This window comes from Mesorhizobium sp. WSM4842 (genome assembly GCF_055901575.1).
Map to the genome: position 1 here is coordinate 1,980,825 of NZ_CM148372.1, position 18,891 is coordinate 1,999,715.

General features: G+C 62.3%; 19 protein-coding genes and 1 pseudogene. 16 read left to right on the top strand and 4 right to left on the bottom strand.

Annotation, left to right across the window (positions count from 1 at the left end; genetic code table 11):
• Positions 1–36 precede the first annotated feature (36 nt).
• From AC0NIE_RS09510 to AC0NIE_RS09525, 4 genes are all read left to right on the top strand, one after another.
• Positions 37–783 carry a sugar phosphate isomerase/epimerase family protein gene (locus AC0NIE_RS09510; RefSeq protein WP_473487866.1) on the top strand — a complete coding sequence of 249 codons (747 nt, stop codon included), beginning with the start codon at positions 37–39 and terminating at the stop codon, positions 781–783.
• Positions 784–795: 12 nt separating this feature from the next.
• Positions 796–1,959, top strand: a complete 1,164-nt coding sequence (locus AC0NIE_RS09515; protein ID WP_473487867.1) for a Gfo/Idh/MocA family protein — start codon at positions 796–798, stop codon at positions 1,957–1,959.
• Positions 1,960–2,107: 148 nt separating this feature from the next.
• On the top strand, positions 2,108–3,154 hold the full coding sequence (gene mgrA, locus AC0NIE_RS09520) for an L-glyceraldehyde 3-phosphate reductase (protein WP_473487868.1): 1,047 nt from the start codon (positions 2,108–2,110) through the stop codon (positions 3,152–3,154).
• Between the two features lie 243 nt (positions 3,155–3,397).
• Positions 3,398–3,802 carry a Fur family transcriptional regulator gene (locus AC0NIE_RS09525; RefSeq protein WP_023797411.1) on the top strand — a complete coding sequence of 135 codons (405 nt, stop codon included), beginning with the start codon at positions 3,398–3,400 and terminating at the stop codon, positions 3,800–3,802.
• Positions 3,803–3,886: 84 nt separating this feature from the next.
• Here AC0NIE_RS09525 and AC0NIE_RS09530 read toward each other — a convergent pair whose 3' ends face one another.
• Positions 3,887–4,165 (bottom strand): type II toxin-antitoxin system RelE/ParE family toxin, encoded by a 279-nt coding sequence (locus tag AC0NIE_RS09530; RefSeq protein WP_292483446.1) that lies wholly within the window; start codon positions 4,163–4,165, stop codon positions 3,887–3,889.
• Between the two features lie 344 nt (positions 4,166–4,509).
• Positions 4,510–7,476: a DNA polymerase I gene (gene polA / locus AC0NIE_RS09535; RefSeq protein WP_473487869.1), complete on the bottom strand. Its 2,967-nt coding sequence runs from the start codon at positions 7,474–7,476 to the stop codon at positions 4,510–4,512.
• Between the two features lie 404 nt (positions 7,477–7,880).
• Here polA and AC0NIE_RS09540 point away from each other — a divergent pair, with 404 nt between their 5' ends.
• The 8 genes from AC0NIE_RS09540 (at position 7,881) to AC0NIE_RS09575 (ending at position 15,127) form a co-directional block, all read left to right on the top strand.
• A complete protein-coding gene (locus AC0NIE_RS09540; protein ID WP_473487870.1) occupies positions 7,881–9,266 on the top strand; it encodes a M20/M25/M40 family metallo-hydrolase in 1,386 nt (461 codons plus the stop codon).
• 196 nt (positions 9,267–9,462) lie between these two features.
• Complete coding sequence (locus tag AC0NIE_RS09545) at positions 9,463–10,083, top strand: ribonuclease D (protein ID WP_095496889.1); 621 nt, start codon at positions 9,463–9,465, stop codon at positions 10,081–10,083.
• 51 nt (positions 10,084–10,134) lie between these two features.
• Positions 10,135–10,383, top strand: coding sequence for a hypothetical protein (locus AC0NIE_RS09550; RefSeq protein WP_473487871.1), 249 nt, complete (start codon positions 10,135–10,137; stop codon positions 10,381–10,383).
• Positions 10,384–10,488: 105 nt separating this feature from the next.
• Positions 10,489–10,743, top strand: coding sequence for a GlsB/YeaQ/YmgE family stress response membrane protein (locus tag AC0NIE_RS09555; protein WP_123151714.1), 255 nt, complete (start codon positions 10,489–10,491; stop codon positions 10,741–10,743).
• A gap of 26 nt (positions 10,744–10,769) precedes the next feature.
• A complete protein-coding gene (locus AC0NIE_RS09560) occupies positions 10,770–10,916 on the top strand; it encodes a hypothetical protein (protein ID WP_473487872.1) in 147 nt (48 codons plus the stop codon).
• Between the two features lie 205 nt (positions 10,917–11,121).
• Positions 11,122–11,511, top strand: coding sequence for a hypothetical protein (locus tag AC0NIE_RS09565; RefSeq protein ID WP_095496886.1), 390 nt, complete (start codon positions 11,122–11,124; stop codon positions 11,509–11,511).
• Positions 11,512–11,961: 450 nt separating this feature from the next.
• Positions 11,962–14,217, top strand: a complete 2,256-nt coding sequence (locus AC0NIE_RS09570) for a transglycosylase domain-containing protein (RefSeq protein ID WP_473487873.1) — start codon at positions 11,962–11,964, stop codon at positions 14,215–14,217.
• Positions 14,218–14,374: 157 nt separating this feature from the next.
• Positions 14,375–15,127 (top strand): SDR family NAD(P)-dependent oxidoreductase, encoded by a 753-nt coding sequence (locus AC0NIE_RS09575; RefSeq protein ID WP_027153080.1) that lies wholly within the window; start codon positions 14,375–14,377, stop codon positions 15,125–15,127.
• A gap of 25 nt (positions 15,128–15,152) precedes the next feature.
• Here the strand turns inward: AC0NIE_RS09575 and AC0NIE_RS09580 are convergent.
• Both AC0NIE_RS09580 and AC0NIE_RS09585 read right to left on the bottom strand, forming a co-directional pair.
• Positions 15,153–15,365: pseudogene (locus AC0NIE_RS09580) on the bottom strand (NAD-binding protein); the annotation flags it as partial.
• Positions 15,366–15,452: 87 nt separating this feature from the next.
• Complete coding sequence (locus tag AC0NIE_RS09585) at positions 15,453–15,902, bottom strand: baeRF12 domain-containing protein (protein WP_095488474.1); 450 nt, start codon at positions 15,900–15,902, stop codon at positions 15,453–15,455.
• Between the two features lie 316 nt (positions 15,903–16,218).
• On the opposite strand from AC0NIE_RS09585, the gene AC0NIE_RS09590 reads away from it, so the two are divergent.
• The 4 genes from AC0NIE_RS09590 (at position 16,219) to AC0NIE_RS09605 (ending at position 18,887) form a co-directional block, all read left to right on the top strand.
• Positions 16,219–16,389, top strand: coding sequence for a hypothetical protein (locus AC0NIE_RS09590; RefSeq protein WP_473487874.1), 171 nt, complete (start codon positions 16,219–16,221; stop codon positions 16,387–16,389).
• The gene (locus AC0NIE_RS09595) at positions 16,382–16,855 is read left to right on the top strand and encodes a cupredoxin domain-containing protein (RefSeq protein ID WP_123151718.1); all 474 of its coding nucleotides are present in this window, start codon (positions 16,382–16,384) and stop codon (positions 16,853–16,855) included. The genes AC0NIE_RS09590 and AC0NIE_RS09595 overlap by 8 nt, the downstream gene beginning before the upstream one ends.
• A gap of 278 nt (positions 16,856–17,133) precedes the next feature.
• Positions 17,134–18,585, top strand: a complete 1,452-nt coding sequence (gene cysG / locus AC0NIE_RS09600; protein ID WP_473487875.1) for a siroheme synthase CysG — start codon at positions 17,134–17,136, stop codon at positions 18,583–18,585.
• Entirely contained in the window at positions 18,582–18,887 is a 306-nt protein-coding gene (locus tag AC0NIE_RS09605) for a DUF2849 domain-containing protein (RefSeq protein ID WP_473487876.1), read from the top strand. The genes cysG and AC0NIE_RS09605 overlap by 4 nt, the downstream gene beginning before the upstream one ends.
• Positions 18,888–18,891 lie beyond the last annotated feature (4 nt).

Genomic DNA, 18,891 nt, shown 5'->3' on the forward strand with positions numbered 1-18,891 from the left:
CTCAAGCCCATCCATCCCCCAGAGAACGGAGAGACGATGAACTGGTCATTCCAACTTTACAGCGCCCGCAATTTCCAACCTTGGGAAGCGGTGCTCAAGATGCTGGGCGAGCTCGGCTATGCGCAAGTCGAAGGGTTCGGCGGCGTCTATGACGACCCCAAGGCGTTTCGTGCCGAACTCGACAAGAACGGGCTCGCCATGCCGACCGGCCATTTCTCGATCGATGCGCTCGAGAACGATTTTGACGGCGTGCGCAAAATCGCCGACGCGCTCGGCATCACGCTGCTCATCTGCCCCTATCTGGTCGCCGAGAGCAGGCCGACCGACGCGGCCGGCTGGCGCGGCTTCGGCGCACGCCTGGCCAAGGTCGGCGAGACGGCTGAGAAAGCCGGCTACGGCTTTGCCTGGCACAATCATGATTTCGAGTTCAAGCAGCTTGCCGATGGTTCGGTGCCGCAGGACCATATCCTGACGGCAGCGCCCGACATCGGCTGGGAGATGGACGTCGCCTGGGTGGTGCGCGGCGGCGACGATCCGCTGCCCTGGATCGAGAAATATGGCAAACGCATCGCCGCCGTCCATGTCAAGGACATCGCCAAGCCAGGCGAGGGTCTCGACGAGGACGGCTGGTCGGATGTCGGCCACGGCACGATCGACTGGGCCGGTCTGATCAAGGCGCTGCGCGCCAAGAGCGCCGCCAAATACTACGTCATGGAACAGGACAACCCCAACGACATCGAGCGCTTCGCCCGCCGCTCGATCGCAGCCGCCAAGACCTATTAGGAGCAAACCAGCATGGCAAAAAAACTTGGGATCGGCGTCATCGGCTGCGGCAACATTTCAAAGGCGTATTTCTCGTTCGCGCCGCTGTTTCGCGGCATCGAGATGCGCGCCTGCGCGGATATCAACATGGATGCGGCCAAGGCGCGGGCGAAGGAGTTCAAGCTGCGCGCCGAGACAGTCGAAGGGCTGCTCAAGGCTGGCGATATCGACATCATCGTCAACCTCACCGTTCCGGCGGTGCACTACGAGGTGTCGAAACAGATCCTCGATGCCGGCAAGCACGTCTATTCGGAAAAGCCATTCGTGCTGTCGGTCAAGGAAGGGCTCGACCTGAAGAAGATGGCCGAGAGAGATGGACTGCGCATCGGCTCGGCTCCCGACACTTTCCTCGGCGGCGCGCACCAGCTTGTCCGCAACCTGATCGATACTGGAAAGCTCGGCAAGATCACCAGCGGCACATGCCACGTGATGAACCATGGGATGGAGCATTGGCACCCCAATCCGGACTTCTTCTTCCAGCCTGGCGCTGGCCCGGTGCTCGATATCGGACCCTACTACATCACCAATTTGATCCAGCTGATCGGGCCGGTAAAGCAGGTGGCGGCGTTCGCTTCGATCCCGACGACGGAGCGTACCATCTCGTCCAAGCCTCGCGCGGGCGAAAAAGTCCTGGTCGCCACGCCGACGACGATCCACGGCGTGATGGAGTTCGAGAATGGCGCCGTGGTGACGCTCAATACCAGCTGGGACGTTTGGAGCCATGGCCATGCGCCGATGGAACTCTACGGCGAGTTGGGCACGGTGTTTTTGCCGGATCCGAATTTCTTCGGCGGTGACGTTTGCATCACCGATGCCGCCAAGCCGGTCAAGAAGCTGCCGAAGTGGAAGCATCCGTTCGGCGTGGCCAACCAGATGCATTCGCACGGCATGATGGCTAACTATCGCACCGCCGGTCTCGCCGACATGGCGCTGGCGATCACGGAAGGCCGGCCGCATCGGTGCTCGATGGAACTTGCGCTGCATGCCGTCGATGTGATGACCGGCATGTTGCGGTCGGGCGCGAGCGGAAAGTTCGTTGCCATGCAGACCACCTGCGAACGGCCTGCGGCCCTGGGCGTCAAGGATGCGGAAGGGCTGTTGGCGAAGAAGAAAGGGCTCTTGGCAAAGAAGAAATAGCATGAGCGCTTCAGTGATTGCGACACGTGCTGTTTTCCGTCGACCCCTCTCCCCATAGAAACGGGGAGAGGCTAAGGGTGAGGGCAGAGCCGACTCACCCTTTTCGCGGTAGCAGCTGCCGGGCTCGCTTTTGCTTTGAGGATCTCCCATGCCCTATGTGCCCGCCGAAAACCGCTACGAGAAAATGGTCTATAATCGCTGCGGGCGATCCGGCCTGAAATTGCCGGCGATCTCGCTCGGGCTCTGGCACAATTTCGGTGACGACACACCGCACCGAACCAAGCAGGCGATCGCGCGCAAGGCCTTCGATCTCGGCATCACGCATTTCGACCTCGCCAACAATTACGGCCCGCCGCCCGGTTCGGGGGAGACGGCTTTTGGCGAAATCCTGCGGACGGATTTCTCCTCCTATCGTGACGAGCTGATCATCTCGACTAAGGCCGGTTATGAGATGTGGGCCGGACCCTATGGCGAGTGGGGTGGGCGCAAATATGTGTTGGCCAGCCTCGACCAGAGCCTGAAGCGGATGGGGCTCGACTATGTCGACATCTTCTATTCGCACCGCTTCGACCCCGAAACGCCGCTGGAAGAAACGATGGGCGCGCTCGATCAGGCGGTGCGCTCGGGCAAGGCGCTTTATGCCGGCATCTCCTCCTACAATTCGCAGCGCACGCGCGAGGCCGCCGACATTTTGAAGCAGCTCGGCACGCCTTGCATCATCCATCAGCCGAGCTATTCGATGCTCAACCGCTGGGTCGAGGACGATGGTCTGCTCGACACGCTGGAGGGGCTCGGCGTCGGCTCGATCGTGTTCACGCCGCTGGCGCAAGGCATGCTGACCGACAAATATCTCGGCGGCATCCCGGAGGGCAGCCGCGCCAGCCAAGGCAAGTCGCTGAGGCCGGCCTTCATCAACGACAAGACCATCGCCAACATCAAGGCGCTGAACGCGATTGCCAGCCGACGCGGGCAGACGCTGGCGCAGATGGCGCTGGCCTGGGTGCTGCGCAAGGGCCGGGTGACCTCGGCGCTGATCGGCGCCAGCCGACCGGAACAGGTCGAGGATTGCGTCGGCGCGCTGAAGGCGCTCGACTTCAGCGATGCCGAGCTCGCCGATATCGACACCTACGCGCGCGAAGCCGATATCAATCTGTGGGCCGCCTCCGCCGAGCGCAAGGGTCCGCCACGGAAGTGATCCGCCACGGAAGTGATCCGCCACGGAAGTGATTGGCAGCGCATAGCCGAACAGGTACGGCGGGAACTGCTCCCGCCGTTTTTTTACTCGGCCGCCAATGTCTGCTTGGGCCTGCCCGGAGTTGGCCGGCTTCTGGGCCATGCAGACACAGAAACAGTAGCAAAAAGGCCGGTTCGTCGCTATCTGGAGAGAACTGGAGCCGCTTGCAGTGCAACCGGCGCAATACGGGTTGGAAACAGGATCATGGCGGCAAGGGATGTGCTGACGAAAAACCAGCTGTGCGTGCTCGAGAAACTCGAGGCCGCCAGCGGGCCGCTTAGCGCCTATACATTGCTCGACCAGCTTCGCGATCGGGGTTTTCGAGCACCGCTGCAAGTCTATCGCGCGCTCGACACGCTGGTGAAGTCCGGCTTCGTGCACCGGCTCGAAAGCCTCAATTCCTTTGTCGCCTGCGCCGAGCCGCACGACCACAGCCATTCGATGACCGCCTTTGCCATCTGCGACACATGCGGGCAGGTGACCGAATTTTCCGACCATGATGTCGGACACCGGCTCGACGAATGGGTACGCTCGACCGGCTTCGCCGCCAAGAAGGCGGTGATCGAGTTCCGCGGGACGTGTGCGAAATGCCTGGCCGAGGCGGCTTAGATCAGGAAAGCCTGAGGGCAAAGCTCTAAGACAGGGCAAGGAAGCGGATCGGTCCTCGAAGCCTCGGGGTGCCAATGACGGCACCTAGGAAACGGGCCTTCTTGAGGTATGCCGGATGTGCAGGATCTCGATTGCATCGGCACGGGCGCGGTAGAAAACCTTGTAGGGATAGTGACCTATGAAGAGAACGCGAACGTCAGGGATGTCGGTCGCGTGGCCACTTTCCGGAAATTCGGCAAGTCGCGAAATCCCAGCCTGGATCCGGGAAATGACTGAATAGGCGCCCTGAGGTGACCGCTCTTCGAGGTAATTGAAAATCGCCTCGCGTTCGGCAAAGGCTTGCCGCGTGAATCGGACCTTCATCGCCTGCGGCGAATGTCGGCGGCTCGAACCGTATCCTCATCTACGAAAGTGCCGTGATCGGCCTCTGCGAGTCCTGCTGTCACGGCGCGGCGCTCTGTTTCCGACGTGGCATACAGACCCGTTCGGCGCGCCTCGATGACGCGGGCATAGTCGGCTAGCTCCTCCTGGTCTTCGCGAGGCCAAGCTTCCGCGTGCTTTACCAGATTCTCAAGTGTCTTGGTGATCATGGGGGCAATATAGCACACGGCTGCTTGTCGTGAACCTTGAACCGAAAAATGGCACACTGAGGGAAGGGAGTCACCAGATACTGCCTTCCTAAACGGGAAGTCGATAGCGGCCCCGAACTAATGCGCCTCTTCCCAATTGTCGGCGGCGCGGGCGTCGACATGCAGTGGCACCGACATCGACACCGCTGGCATCGCGGCGTTCTCCATCACATGGCGCACGACGGGGATCGTCGCCTCGACCTCCGCTTCGGCCGTCTCGAAGACCAACTCGTCATGCACTTGCAGCAACATGCGGGCGGAGAGCTTCGCCTTTTCCAGCGCATCGTCCATGCGTATCATGGCGCGGCGGATTATGTCGGCTGCGGTGCCCTGCAGCCGGGCATTGATCGAGGCGCGCTCGTTGAAGGCACGGACTGAAGGATTCGACGACCGTATCTCCGGATAATGGATGCGGCGGCCGAAGATCGTTTCGACATAGCCGTATTCGCGGGCATAGGCTTTGGTCGCGTCGATATAGTCGCGGATGCCCGGGAAGCGCTCGAAATATTTCTTGATATAGGCGCCGGCCTCTTCGCGCGGGATCGACAGCTGGTTGGCCAGGCCAAAGGCGGAAATGCCGTAAATGATGCCAAAATTGATCGCCTTGGCGCGGCGGCGTATCTCCGCGGGCATGCCCTCGACCGGCACGTTGAACATCTCCGACGCGGTAATGGCGTGGATGTCGGCGCCGTCGGCAAACGCCTGCTTGAGCTGCGGGATCTCGGCGACATGGGCGAGCACGCGCAACTCGATCTGGCTGTAGTCGGCGGAAACCAGCTTGTTGCCCTTGTCGGCGATGAAAGCCGTCCTGATCTTTCGCCCCTCGACGGTGCGTACCGGAATGTTCTGCAAATTGGGATCGGAGGACGACAGCCGGCCCGTAGTCGTCGCGGCAAGCGCGTATGAGGTGTGGACGCGCTTCGTATCGGGATGGACGAAACCGGGCAGCGCATCGGTATAAGTCGATTTCAATTTGGTCAGCTGGCGCCAGTCGACGATCTTGCGCGGCAGCTCGTGGCCCTCGGCGGCGAGGTCCTCGAGGAGCTGAGCCGAGGTCGACCATTGGCCGGTCTTGGTCTTGGAGCCCCCCGGCAGGCCCATCCTGCCGAACAAGATGTCGCCGAGCTGTTTTGGCGAGCCGATATTGATGCGCTCGCCAACAAGCTGATAGATTTCATCCTCCAGCCGCGCGGCGCCCTGTGCCAGTTCGCCGGAGAGCCGCGACAAGATCTGCCGGTCGACGGAGATGCCGCGCTGCTCCATCCTTGCCAGAACCGGCACCAGCGGCCGTTCCAGCCGCTCGTAGACCGAGACCAGGCCCTTGGCGGCAAGCCGTGGCTTCAGCACCCGCCAGAGCCGGAGCGTCACATCGGCATGCTCCGCGGCATAAGCCGTTGCCTTGTCGATATCGACCTGGTCGAAGCCGACGAAGCTTCTTCCAGAGCCGGCGAGCTCCTTGAGGGCAATGGTCGAGTGGCCGAGCCACTTTTCCGACAGAGCCGCCATGCTGTGGCCGCCGGACGTGCCTGCATCGAGCACGTAGGAAATCAGCATGGTGTCGTCGAAGGGGGCGACATCGATGCCGTGGCGGCTCATGACGACGAGGTCGTATTTCAGCTCCTGCACGATCTTGAGAACCGACTTGTCCTCCAGCAACGGCTTCAGGATGCCAAGCGCCTCACGGATCGGGATCTGGTTTTCGACCATTCCGCCGCCGAGCAGGTCGCCATTGCCGCTTTTATGAGCGAGCGGCACATAGGCGGCGCGACCGGGCGCGGTGGCTATGGACAGGCCGATCAGCTCGGCCCGCATCGGATCGGCTGAATTGGTCTCGGTGTCGAAGGCGACGATGCCGGTCTCCATCGCCTCGGCCACCCATGCATTCAGCACTTTAGTGTCGCGGATGCAGACGTAGGCGCTGGTGTCGATCTTGCTGGCGGTGGCGTCCTCGAAGCGAAGCGCCGAGAGAAGCGAAGGGGTGTCGCCTTCCTTGGGTTCTACCTTGACGGTGGCCGGCACCGCTTCCCCGGCTTCGTCTGTGACTGCGCCAGCCGCGCTTTCGGCGGCTACTGGCACGCCAAACCCGACATCGGGACCATGCGCGGTATCGGCGCGTTCGATAATGACGGGAACGGGTTTGACATCAGCCGCTTCCGTTCCGGTCGCTTCCGCCACGCGGCGGGTCAGCGAGGAGAATTCCATCGTCTTGAGGAAGCCGATCAGCTTTGGTCCGTCGGGCGGATGCAATACGAAATCGTCGAGTCCGCTGATCCCCGGCACGTCGTTCTTCAGCGTCACCAGTTCACGCGAAATGCGCGCCTTGTCGGCGTTGGCAATGATCGATTCGCGCCGTTTGTCCTGCTTGATTTCGGCGGCCCGGGCGAGCAGCGTGTCGAGATCGCCGAACTGTTCCAGCAATTGCGCCGCGGTCTTCGGCCCGATGCCGGGCACGCCCGGCACATTGTCGACCGAATCGCCGGTCAACGCCTGCAGGTCGATCATCTTTTCCGGCGGCACGCCCCATTTCTCGATCACCTCGGGAACGCCGATCTGGCGGTCCTTCATCGGGTCGTACATGGCGACCGAAGGGCCGACCAGTTGCATCAGATCCTTGTCGGAGGAAATGATGGTGGTGTCGCCGCCGGCTTCGCAGGCAAGCCGGCAATAGGTGGCGATCAGGTCGTCGGCCTCGTAGCCTTCTGTCTCGAGGCAGGGCAGGTTGAAGGCCCTGGTCGCCTGGCGGATCAGGCCGAACTGCGGGATCAGATCTTCCGGCGGTGCCGAGCGGTTGGCCTTGTATTCGGGGTAGAGGTCGTTGCGGAAGGTTTTCGACGAATAGTCGAAGATGACGGCGAAATGCGTCGGCACGATGCCGACATCGGTATTGCGGGCGTCCTGCGTCAGCTTCCACACCATGTTGCAGAAGCCGAGCACGGCACTGGTCGGCAGCCCGTCGGATTTGCGGGTTAGCGGCGGTAGCGCGTGATAGGCACGGAAGATGTAGCCGGAGCCGTCGACAAGGAAGAGATGATCGCCTTTTTTCATGGGACGAAGGGATAGCGCGGCGGGGCGTCGTGGTCCATGCCAAAGGCGGTCTCAATCACCGGTTCCGGCAACATCCCTGACAAGTCGAGCCGATCACGGGTATGTTACGAAAGTGTAATCTTCGTGCCCTTGAATCGCCACGTTCGGAGACACAGATAAACGCCATCGGCATTTTTCGCCGAGGTCCGGAGCAAGGCCCGTCCCCCGCCTATCCCGGACACTTGCGGCAGCCTATCCCCCCTCTCCGGGCTGCCGCATCGTTTCGAGTAAAGGCCGCCGTGGTTTCCCCTCCACCACGGCGGCATTTTTTTGCTCTTTGGAGCCCGTGGTCCAACGACCGTCGGCTTTTCGTTTCTGCCTCGCAGCTTTAGGGTTGCCGCTCAGAATCGAAAGGCCTGATAAAAATGTCCAGAATTTCTCCCGTCCTCGACCGCCTCGACAACAACCTCGACGAGAGCCTGGAGCGCCTGTTCGGCCTGCTCAGGATCAAGTCGATCTCGACCGACCCGACCTATGCCGCAGACTGCCGCAAGGCGGCGGGATGGCTGGTGGCGGAGCTCAAACTGATCGGCTTCGACGCCAGCGTGCGCGACACGCCAGGCCATCCGATGGTGGTGGCGCACCATGACGGGCCGACGGGCGCACCGCATGTCCTGTTCTATGGCCATTACGACGTGCAGCCGGTCGACCCGATCGAGCTGTGGGAAAGCGATCCGTTCGCGCCTTCGGTGAAGGAGATCGAGCCCAGCCATCAGGTGATCACGGGACGTGGTTCGGCCGACGACAAGGGGCAACTGATGACCTTCGTCGAGGCTTGCCGCGCCTGGAAGCAAGTGCATGGCGGGCTGCCGTGCCGCATCACGATCCTGTTCGAAGGCGAGGAGGAGTCCGGCTCGCCATCGCTGAAGCCGTTCCTCGAGGCAAATGCGGCCGAACTCAAGGCCGACTTTGCGCTTGTCTGCGACACCGGCATGTGGGACCGCGATACGCCGTCCATCTGCGTCGCGCTGCGCGGGCTGGTCGGCGAGGAGATCACGGTGAAGGCCGCCGACCGCGACTTGCATTCCGGTCTCTATGGCGGTGCTGCCGCCAATCCAATCCGCATCCTGGCCGGGATACTGGCCGACATCCACGACCAGAACGGTCGCGTCACCATTCCCGGTTTCTATGACGGCGTCGAGGAGACGCCTTCGCAGATCCTGAAGTCATGGGAGGCGCTCGGCGAAACCGCCGAGACGTTCCTCGGACCTGTCGGCCTGTCGATCCCGTCCGGCGAAAAGGGCCGCTCGGTGCTCGAACTCACGTGGGCGCGGCCGACGGCCGAGTTCAACGGCATTACCGGCGGCTATACCGGCAAGGGGTTCAAGACGGTGATCGCGGCGGAAGCCTCGGCAAAAGTGTCCTTCCGCCTCGTCCACAAGCAGAATCCCCAGAAGATCCGAGACGCTTTCCAGGCCTTCGTCAGGGAGCGCATCCCGGCCGACTGCTCAGTCGATTTCCACCCGCATGGCGGCTCGCCGGCGATCCAGCTTTCCTACGACTCGCCGTTTCTCGCCAAGGCCAAGGACGCGCTGTCCGACGAATGGCCGAAGCCGGCGGTGACGACGGGAAGCGGCGGCTCGATCCCGGTGGTCGGCGATTTCCAGACCTATCTCGGCATCGAATCCTTGCTGGTCGGTTTCGGGCTCGACGATGACCGCATCCATTCGCCGAACGAGAAATACGAGATGAGTTCCTTCCACAAGGGACAACGCTCCTGGGCGCGCATTCTCGATGCGCTGACACGCTGACAGGGCAAGAATTCAACTTTCTGTTGATTTTTCATCGGATCGCGGCAAGGACGGGCTAAGCCGCGTCGCGTTTGACCGGCCTGATGCGACGCGCTTTAGGTTGTTGTCTTATGCATGTCGTTATCGCAAAACCGCTGCACACTTTTGCGCGACATGCATTAGAGCGACGTGCGTCCAGTCGCGACCGGAGAAGACGATGAGCGATATCCGCTTCCATAAGAACGACCTACCGGGGCTCTTGCACTACGACGTCGGGGCGGTCGCCATCGACACGGAGACGCTGGGACTCAATCCGCATCGCGACCGGCTTTGCGTGGTGCAGATCTCGCCGGGCGACGGTTCCGCCGACGTCATCCAGATCGCGCCCGGCCAGAAGAAGGCGCCAAACCTCGTCAGCCTGCTCAAGAACCGCAGCATAACCAAGCTGTTCCATTTCGGCCGTTTCGATCTCGCCGTGCTCTACAACGCCTTCGGCGTCATGCCGGAGCCGGTGTTCTGCACCAAGATCGCCTCGCGGCTTACCCGAACCTACACCGACCGGCACGGGCTGAAGGACATCTGCTTTGAGCTTCTCGGCGTCAGCCTTTCGAAGGCGCAGCAATCGTCGGACTGGGCGGCGGAAACGCTATCGCCCGAACAACTCGAATACGCCGCCTCAGACGTGCTCTATCTGCACCAGCTGCGCGATGTTCTGACAGCGCGGCTGGCGCGCGACAACCGGAGCAAGGAGGCCGAGGCCTGCTTCCGCTTCCTGCCGACGCGTGCGAAACTCGACCTGATGGGCTGGGATGAGGCAGACATCTTCGCCCACAGCTAAGGTGGAACCAGGTGTTCACCGCGATGTTCTGTCGGTCATGGAGTGGATGAAATGGCTGCCAGAAAACCAATCGACACAGCGCCCAAGGATGGCTCCAAGGTCACCGTCTACTGGAAGGACAGCGACGGCGTGATAAACGAATCCATCGCGCAGTACCGGTCGCTAGAGAGGCTGAAAGCGGCCGGCGGCGACTGGGACGAGAACGACACCGGCTGGTGGGCCTATACCGACGGTCATACGCAAAGGAAGATCGAACCGATCAGCTGGCGGCCTGCATCCTGGGATGACGACGACGAATGACGCCGCTGGCGGCGCCGGCTCCTTTCCAATAGTTTGGACCTGTTGCAATCGGAGGTCGATTCGGAGCTTTCTGCTCCACGGCCGTTCGCTCAGGAGGGATATGCAATGGGTACTGAGAGCCTGCTTGTCTTCATCATCATCGGCGCCATTGCCGGTTGGCTCGCCGGCCTGATGGTCAAGGGGTTCGGCCTCGGCCTTGTCGGCAATATCGCCGTCGGCATTGTCGGTGCCTTCATCGCCGGCTGGCTCTTCCCAACGCTGGGGTTCGCCATAGGCGGTGGCATATTTGCCTCCATCGTCCACGCCACGATCGGCGCGGTCATCCTGCTCGTGCTGATCAAGCTGGTGAAGCAGGCCTGATCCTCGAAGCACATCAAGGGCGCGCCATGAAACAGAACATGCTCTATCTCATCATCGGCGCGCTCGTCGTGGTGGTCATCGCGCTCGGCGTCTATGTCTATCGCGAGCAAACCAGGCCGAAGGGCGTGGAACTCAAGATCGACGAAAAAGGCATTTCGATCCAGCAGAACTGAGCGCGCCGGGTTGGCGCGGCAAAGGTGCCGACGATCTATCCCATCAGGCCGAAAATCGACGATAAGGCAGGGGCCGCTCCATCCTTCGATGCACCCGGAGAGAAGCCAAGCTGGATATGGAATGAGAGTGACGTATCGATACATTCGCGGTATGATCTTGGTACAGGGAGTTTGGGGCCAACCCACCTACTATTAGGAGGTTGCCATGAGGCACCAAACACTGGACCAACTGCATACGGTGGCAAAGGTACACAGAGACCCAACACCTCCTGCAATGGACCGAACCCAGCGTCTCGAACGTTGGTCAAAACTTCTTGAACGGCAGCCCAACCGACTCCTCACCGCACTTATCGGGACCGAATATCGTTCGTCACCCGAGCGCGAAATTATGCGTGGCGAAGGCTCGCCAATATCGGTTGCCTTCGAGGATTCGATCCTGCGCGATGAGGGGCTGAAAGACGATACTTATGGCGAAGCAAAGCGTTTCTTCGAATTGACCGACAATGAGCTCCACGAAATTGTCTGCTACTGCCATGTGGGCGAGACGATGCAATCATCCTGGGCAGCGCTTTCCGTTCGTGCTGCGATTGGCTAACGCATGATCCCCAGGGCGCGTAACTTTGGTGACAAGGTCATGCGTAGATTCAATGGTTTAGAGCGCGATCGAACGCACTTTACCGATCGCGCTCTAATGACGAGCATAGATTGCGGCTACCTTGCCATGGGCGGTCCGCGCCGAACGACTGCGGCTGGGCAGTTGATGCCGAAATGCGAGACCGCTCCGCCGTCTCGCGATAGACGCCATTGTTGCCGACCGCCAGGAGCAAGGAACGGAGCGGTGACGTGCCGTAACGCATTGAATTAACTTTGAACCATTTAACCCGCCCTTAAATCGCCGCATCTACTCTTCACCCCGAACGCCATGGAGCGACGTGCGTCCGTTCGGACGCACAGAGTGCGCTCTACGACTTTGAAGCTTCGCATCGGCCCGAAAATTGCGAGTTTCGGGCCGATGCGATAGGCATCGGGACAGACAGCACAGCGCATGGCGAACCGCAGAGACAGCCGCATCGAACCGAGCTTCGAGGGACCGCCACGGGCGAAATCCTCGGCCGGTTTTTCGGTGAGCGAGGAGGATCGCGTCGTGCCGAGCAACCGCAAGACCTCTGCAAAGCGCCAATCGGCCAAGACAAAATCGTCGCGTCGAGGACGCGGCAAAAGCCGGCGCGGCCTGTTCGGCGTGCTCGGCCGGTTGGCCTACTGGTGCTTCGTTCTGGCCATCTGGGGCGGCATCGCCACCGCCGGCATCGTTGTCTATTACGGTGCGAAAATGCCGGCGGCCACCACCTGGGCCATTCCCGACCGCGCACCCAATATCAGGATCGTCTCCGTCGACGGAAAGCTGCTTGCCAATCGCGGCATGAGCGGCGGCGAAGCCGTCGGCCTGCATGAAATGTCGGCCTATATTCCCGAGGCCGTCATCGCCATCGAAGATCGCCGCTTCTATTCGCATTTGGGCATCGACCCGATCGGTCTGTCCAGAGCCATGGTGGCCAACGTTCTCGGCGGGCGTTTTTCGCAGGGCGGCTCGACGCTGACGCAGCAATTGGCGAAAAACCTGTTCCTGACGCCCGATCGCACGCTGGAACGCAAGGTGCAGGAAGTGCTTCTGGCGCTGTGGCTCGAGCACAAGCACACCAAGGACCAGATCCTCGAAATGTACCTCAACCGGGTCTATTTCGGCTCCGGCGCCTATGGTGTCGAAGCGGCCTCGCGCCGCTATTTCGGCAAGAGCGCGCGCGATGTCACGCTGCCCGAAGCCGCACTCCTCGCTGGCCTGTTGAAGGCGCCCTCGCGACTGTCTCCGGCGCGTGACCCGAAGGCGGCCGAGCAGCGCGCGCAGCTCGTTCTCGCCGCCATGCGCGACGAAGGCAAGATCAGCGCCAAGGAACTGACCACGGCGATGACCGCGCCGGCGTCGCGGGTGGCATCCTACTGGACGGGCTCGGAAAACTATGTCGCCGACACCATCGTGGAAGAACTGCCCGACCTGATCGGCGACGTGCGCGGCGACATCATCGTCGACACCACCGTCGACCTCACGCTGCAGAAGCTCGCCGAACAATCGATCCGCCGGCTGATCGACGGGAGCGGCAAAAAGCTCAATGCCAGCCAGGGCGTGCTGGTGTCGATAGACAATTCCGGCGCGGTACGTGCCATGGTCGGCGGCTATGATTATTCGACCAGTCAGTTCGACCGCGCCTCGGAGGCGCGCCGCCAGCCGGGCTCGGCGTTTAAGCCGTTTGTTTACATGGCGGCGCTGGAGGCCGGCCGTACGCCCGACAGCGTGCGCAATGACGCGCCGATCAGAATAGGCAAATGGACGCCAACCAATTACGGCGGCAAGTATTTCGGCAAGGTGACGCTGGCGACGGCGCTGGCGAAATCGCTGAACTCGGTGGCCGCCCAGCTGACGATGGAAGTCGGACCTGACGCCGTCGTCGAGGCGGCGCATCGCATGGGCATCCAGTCCGACCTCACGGCCAACACCTCGATCGCGCTCGGCACCTCTGAAGTGACGCCGCTTGAATTGACGTCGGCCTATGTCCCCTTCGCCAATGGCGGCCACCGGCCGGACGTCCATTTTATCCGCCGCGTGACGACAGCCGGCGGCAAGGTGCTCTACGACAACAATGGTGGCGGCGCCCCGCGCGTCGTCAAGCCCGAGATTGTCGGTATGATGAACTCGATGATGACCGGCACTGTCGAAATCGGCACTGCCAGGAAGGCGGCCTTTGCCTGGCCGGCCGCCGGCAAGACCGGCACCAGCCAGAATTCGCGCGACGCCTGGTTCATCGGCTATACCGCCAATCTCACCACCGGCGTCTGGTTCGGCAATGACGATGGCAGTCCGATGAAGAAGGTCACCGGCGGCGCGCTGCCGGCGCAGGCCTGGCATGAATTCATGGTCGCCGCGCATGAAGGCGTGCCGGTGCGGCCGCTGCCTGGAACATGGAGGTCGACGCCTGCCGATACGATCGTGCAGGACGAAATACCGTCCAACACGCCGCAACCGGCGCCGGTACCGTCCGCTTCGGTCAGCCAATCCGCGCCGTCCGCCCAAAAAGCGTCATCGCCTCGCGCCGTGCGTCCAGCCGAAACGGTCGATGGCGGCGGCTTCGGCATGCCGGGCGGTGACAGCAACACCGCATCGATCAAGCGCCCGGTGCCGCCCGGTGATGTCGGCGGCCCGGTCAAGAAGCGGCAGACCTCGATCCTCGACATCCTCACCGGCGGCTGACCCCCTCGTCATCGCTGCCGTGTTCCGCTACATCTCCGGGCTACACATCGGCCCGAAAATCGAAATCGATTTTCGGAAAGCACGATGCATGGTTTAAAAGTGCTAGAGCGTACTTTGTGCGTCCAAAGGGACGCACGTCGCCCTAGAGAGATCGCGAATGGCCGAGACCGACACCAGGAAGACCATCGTGCTGACCGGCGCCAGCCGCGGCATCGGCCATGCCACGGTCAAGCGCTTTTCGCGCGAAGGCTGGCGCGTTATCACCTGCTCGCGCCAGGCCTTTGCCGAGGACTGCCCGTGGCCGGCCGGTCCGGAAGACCACATCAAGGTCGATCTGGCCGACCAGGAGGATGTCGGCATCGCGATCTCGGAAATCCGCCATCGGCTGGAAGCGCATGGCGGCCAGCTTCATGCGCTGGTCAACAACGCCGGCATCTCGCCGAAGCTCAAGGATGGCAACAGCCGCATGAATTCGATCGACACGCCGATGCATGTCTGGCGCGACGTGTTCCAGGTCAATTTCTTCGCACCGATCATGCTGGCGCGGGGATTGTTTAGGGAATTGGCGTCGGCCAAAGGCTCGATCGTCAACGTCACCTCGATCGCCGGCACCCGCGTGCATCCCTTCGCCGGCACCGCCTATGCGACGTCGAAGGCCGCGCTCGGCTCGCTGACGCGCGAAATGGCGCATGATTTCGGCCCGCACGGCATCCGCGTCAACGCCATCGCACCCGGCGAGATCGACACGGCGATCCTGTCGCCCGGCACGGAAAAGATCGTCGAGACGATTCCGTTGCGGCGGCTGGGAACCACGGCCGAAGTCGCCGACATCATCTTCTTCCTGTGCTCGCAGCAGGCCTCCTATGTGACGGGCTCGGAAATCCACATCAATGGCGGCCAGCACGTGTGAATGGTGTTTCGCTCCACTGAAGGAGCTACGCCGTCGGCGTCTCGGCCGCCTTTAACGGCAACGCAGGTGCCGCAGCATGTCCGATCACCACTTCGACGATCCCGCGCGCGATCTCGCGCTCGCCCATGATGACGGTGTCGGCTCCGAGCCCCTTGAGATGCTCGACCTCGGCATCGGAATGGGCGCGGGCAATGACGTTGATCTTCGGGCTGGCGGCCCGGGCGCGCAGCACGATCTGACGACAGGGGTGGCAGAAGGCGAGCCGCCTCGGGGCTGGCAATGGTTGCCGCAAAAAAGAAACGGCTTGCGCGCCTGATGCCTGCGATCAGGCCGCCTGCAGCAGGTTCTCGATGTCGACGATGGTGTGGTTGGTCAGTGTCTTCGGAATTTCCACTGTGATCTTCTCGGCAACTTCCTTGTGCAGTTTTCGGCGCATGTCGCCCAGCACCTGCGGCGGTGCGATCAGCACCATCTCCTTGAAGGCGCCGCGGTGCGCGAGCTTGTACAGCCGCTCGGCAATTTCGTCGGCGAAACGCTCCTTGCCGAGACGATGCCAGTCAGTGTCCTCGACTGCGCTGCGGTGGACGGAAGGGCCGTCGCTGTAGCGGCCGGGGCGGTCCGAACCTTGCTCTCGCGTCGCCGGATTTGCCTGTTCCATCTCCTGCACGACCTGAAGGTCGGGATATTGGGTATCACCACGGTTCTCGAGGAACAGCGCCTTCTCGCCGTCGGCCACCACGATCCACAGTCCGCGTTTTAGCTTGAGGTTGTTCACGGAGCGCTCCTTTTTCCTGTTTTTCATGGTTTTCTAGGCCCGTCTCTGGAGCCATTGCCGCAGCTGAACAGCCAGGCTCGGATTCGCAGGGCAAACGCGCGCCGAGGCAGGAATGTTCCGGTGACGACAAGAACAGCGAGCGAGCCAACCAACCAGCCAAGGATGACGGTGTTCGGCCACGACATCGAAGCGGGCTATCATGTAGCAGTCTTCGTGCCCGAGACGGTGGCAGTGGAGCACTCACTCGCCACAGGGGCAGCCTGCTTGACGGGCTGCGTCTTAAGGCTGGAAGAATCCGGCGTTTGGAATCGTTGATATGGCGATACACCCGTTTGAGGTGATCCCCATGCAAGCACTATTGATCGTCAGCCTGGTGTCCTTGCTTGTCGATGCGCGCCTTGTGATCGCTCCCGCCTTTTCGGCCGGTGGCGGTGGCAGCGCGCGTTTCACAGTGGATAACAACATCAAGGGAGGTCCAAATGTTTAAGTCTAGCACAACCGCGACGCTGCTTTCGTTAGGTGTGGCGCTGAGCGCGGCGGCGTCGGCCGATCTCGCGCAGGCGGCGAAACGCACCATCACCATGGTCGCGGTCGAGGCCAAGGGCGGGACGACCGTCGACAAGGAGCCGTTCCCGACCGCGGGCCTACCAGAAGGTAAGGGCTACGAGCTCGAAGCGCCCAACGCCGAGGGTCGGTGGGAGGTATCGGCCTACCGCTGGGAGCCCAATCAGATCATCGTGAACCAGGGCGACGAAGTCACGCTCGAAATCCTGGGTGTCAATGGCGCGGAGCATCCGGGGGTGATCGACGGCTACGATGTCAGCTTCACTGTCAAGCGCGGCCAGCTCACCACCGTAACCTTCACCGCCGATAAGACGGGTGTGTTTGAATTTCGGTGTGGGACTCATCAGCCGTCGATGGTGGGCGAGTTGATCGTGCTGGCAGGCGGTTGATAAGCGTGTTCGGCGCTTGGTGACTTTAATCTACTAGATTGGTAGAATTTAGAAGAAAGTGTTTTGTGATACACCTCGCTTGCCGCTAGAACGGCGGCAGATCAAGGCTCGCTACAGCGGCTTGGATCCGCTCCACTCGTGGGTGTGGAATTTTTTTCTCCTGCCTTTGGTGCTTGCGGAAAAGCGATTGCTTCGCACGAAGCGATGCGCGACTGCTTTCCTTCTGCTTTTTCGCTCCCGCGCGTAGAACTGACAGCGTATTCAGGATTCCACTCGCCATGCCGCAGGCCACACCCAAGCTCAACGCCTTTCCCGTCTTCATGCGGGTCGAGGGCGAAGCCGTGGCCATCGTCGGCGGCGGCGAGGAGGCTCTGGCCAAGGCGCGACTGATGGGCCAGTCGAGCGGCGTGCTGCGCATCGTCAGCGACGCCGCCGAGGCCGAGTTGCTGGCCTTCATCGCCGCGAATGGCACCACCCACATCGCTGCCGCCTATGATGCCGCGCATCTCGAAGGCGCGGTGATGGTGTTTGCCGCCAGCGGCAATGAGGCGCTCGACCGGCGCGTTGCCGAAGATGCGCGCCGGCTGGGCATTCCAGTCAATGCCGTCGATCGGCCGGAGCTGTGCGATTTCTTCACCCCGGCGCTGGTCAACCGCGCGCCGGTCGCCATTGCCATCGGCACGGAAGGGGCGGGCCCGGTGCTTGCCCAGATGCTGCGCAGCCGCATCGACCGCATGCTGTCGCCGTCGCTCGGGCCGCTTGCTTCGCTTGCTGCCTCGTTGCGCGGCACCGCTGAGAGATTGCTGCCGAAAGGCAATGCCCGCCGGCGCTTCTGGAGCGACTTTTTCGGCGGCGCACCGGCTCGCGCCATGGACGCCGGCCAGCTTTCGCAGGCGCATGACGCCGCCGTCGACCTGTTGCTTTCGAACGCGCCGGCATCGGGTCACATTGCCCTGGTTGGCGCGGGTCCAGGCGCCGAAGATTTGCTGACGCTGCGCGCCCACCGCCTGCTGATGGAAGCCGATGTCATCGTCCATGATGCGCTGGTGCCGGAGGCGATCGTCGCCATGGGCCGTCGCGACGCCGAGCGTCTGCCGGTGGGCAAACGCAAGGGCTGCCACACCAAGAGCCAGGCCGAGATCAACGCGCTGCTGATCGAACTCGGCCGTGACGGCAAACGCGTCGTGCGGCTGAAATCCGGTGATCCGCTGGTGTTCGGGCGGGCGGGCGAGGAAATGGCAGCGCTGCGCGATGCCGGCGTCGCCTATGAGGTGGTTCCGGGCGTCACCGCGGCCTTCGCCGCCGCCGCTGATTTCGAGCTGCCACTGACGCTGCGCGGCGTGTCGTCGTCGATGGTGTTCACCACTGGCCACGATCTGAAGGGAAATTCGCTGCCCGACTGGGCCAAGCTCGCCATTTCCGGCGCCACGGTCGCCGTCTATATGGGCCGCTCGGTCGCGGCCGAAGTTGCCGGGCGGCTGATCGAGGCGGGCCTGTCGCCGGATACGGCGGTCGCCGTGGTCGAGAATGCCAGCCTTGCCAACCGCCGCCGTTTCCACGGCACGCTCGCCGATCTGCCGTCGCTGGAGGCGCGTGCCGACCTTACCGGCCCGGTCATGACGATCATCGGCGATGCAGTCGCCGGCGCCAATTTTGAACGTTCCGAGCCGCTCGCGGCACACAGGCATGAAGGCGCCGTCCGAACAGCCGCCGAAGGAGCTGAACGATGAAAGTTCTGACCGCAAACCGCCTCGCCGATGGCGAAGCCGTCTGGTACGCCAATGGCGGCTGGGCCGAGACCATCGACAATGCCGACGTCGCCCATGACAAGGCGGCTGAAGACCGGCTGGAGGCGATCGGCGCCACGGCCTATGCCAACAATGAGGTGGTCGACGTCAATCTGATCGACGTGACCGTCGCCAATGGTGTGGTCGAGGCGGCCCGGCTGCGTGAAAAGATCCGCGCCGCCGGCCCGACCAACCGCAACGATCTGGGCAAGCAGGCCCGCCCGGAAGCCGCTCGGGCGGCGTAAACGA

Coding starts and splice junctions, on each gene's coding strand:
- AC0NIE_RS09510 (WP_473487866.1), top strand. CDS start 37: ATGAACTGGTCATTCCAACTTTACAGCGCCCGCAATTTCCAACCTTGG.
- AC0NIE_RS09515 (WP_473487867.1), top strand. CDS start 796: ATGGCAAAAAAACTTGGGATCGGCGTCATCGGCTGCGGCAACATTTCA.
- mgrA (WP_473487868.1), top strand. CDS start 2,108: ATGCCCTATGTGCCCGCCGAAAACCGCTACGAGAAAATGGTCTATAAT.
- AC0NIE_RS09525 (WP_023797411.1), top strand. CDS start 3,398: ATGGCGGCAAGGGATGTGCTGACGAAAAACCAGCTGTGCGTGCTCGAG.
- AC0NIE_RS09530 (WP_292483446.1), bottom strand. CDS start 4,165: ATGAAGGTCCGATTCACGCGGCAAGCCTTTGCCGAACGCGAGGCGATT.
- polA (WP_473487869.1), bottom strand. CDS start 7,476: ATGAAAAAAGGCGATCATCTCTTCCTTGTCGACGGCTCCGGCTACATC.
- AC0NIE_RS09540 (WP_473487870.1), top strand. CDS start 7,881: ATGTCCAGAATTTCTCCCGTCCTCGACCGCCTCGACAACAACCTCGAC.
- AC0NIE_RS09545 (WP_095496889.1), top strand. CDS start 9,463: ATGAGCGATATCCGCTTCCATAAGAACGACCTACCGGGGCTCTTGCAC.
- AC0NIE_RS09550 (WP_473487871.1), top strand. CDS start 10,135: ATGGCTGCCAGAAAACCAATCGACACAGCGCCCAAGGATGGCTCCAAG.
- AC0NIE_RS09555 (WP_123151714.1), top strand. CDS start 10,489: ATGGGTACTGAGAGCCTGCTTGTCTTCATCATCATCGGCGCCATTGCC.
- AC0NIE_RS09560 (WP_473487872.1), top strand. CDS start 10,770: ATGAAACAGAACATGCTCTATCTCATCATCGGCGCGCTCGTCGTGGTG.
- AC0NIE_RS09565 (WP_095496886.1), top strand. CDS start 11,122: ATGAGGCACCAAACACTGGACCAACTGCATACGGTGGCAAAGGTACAC.
- AC0NIE_RS09570 (WP_473487873.1), top strand. CDS start 11,962: ATGGCGAACCGCAGAGACAGCCGCATCGAACCGAGCTTCGAGGGACCG.
- AC0NIE_RS09575 (WP_027153080.1), top strand. CDS start 14,375: ATGGCCGAGACCGACACCAGGAAGACCATCGTGCTGACCGGCGCCAGC.
- AC0NIE_RS09590 (WP_473487874.1), top strand. CDS start 16,219: ATGGCGATACACCCGTTTGAGGTGATCCCCATGCAAGCACTATTGATC.
- AC0NIE_RS09595 (WP_123151718.1), top strand. CDS start 16,382: ATGTTTAAGTCTAGCACAACCGCGACGCTGCTTTCGTTAGGTGTGGCG.
- cysG (WP_473487875.1), top strand. CDS start 17,134: ATGCCGCAGGCCACACCCAAGCTCAACGCCTTTCCCGTCTTCATGCGG.
- AC0NIE_RS09605 (WP_473487876.1), top strand. CDS start 18,582: ATGAAAGTTCTGACCGCAAACCGCCTCGCCGATGGCGAAGCCGTCTGG.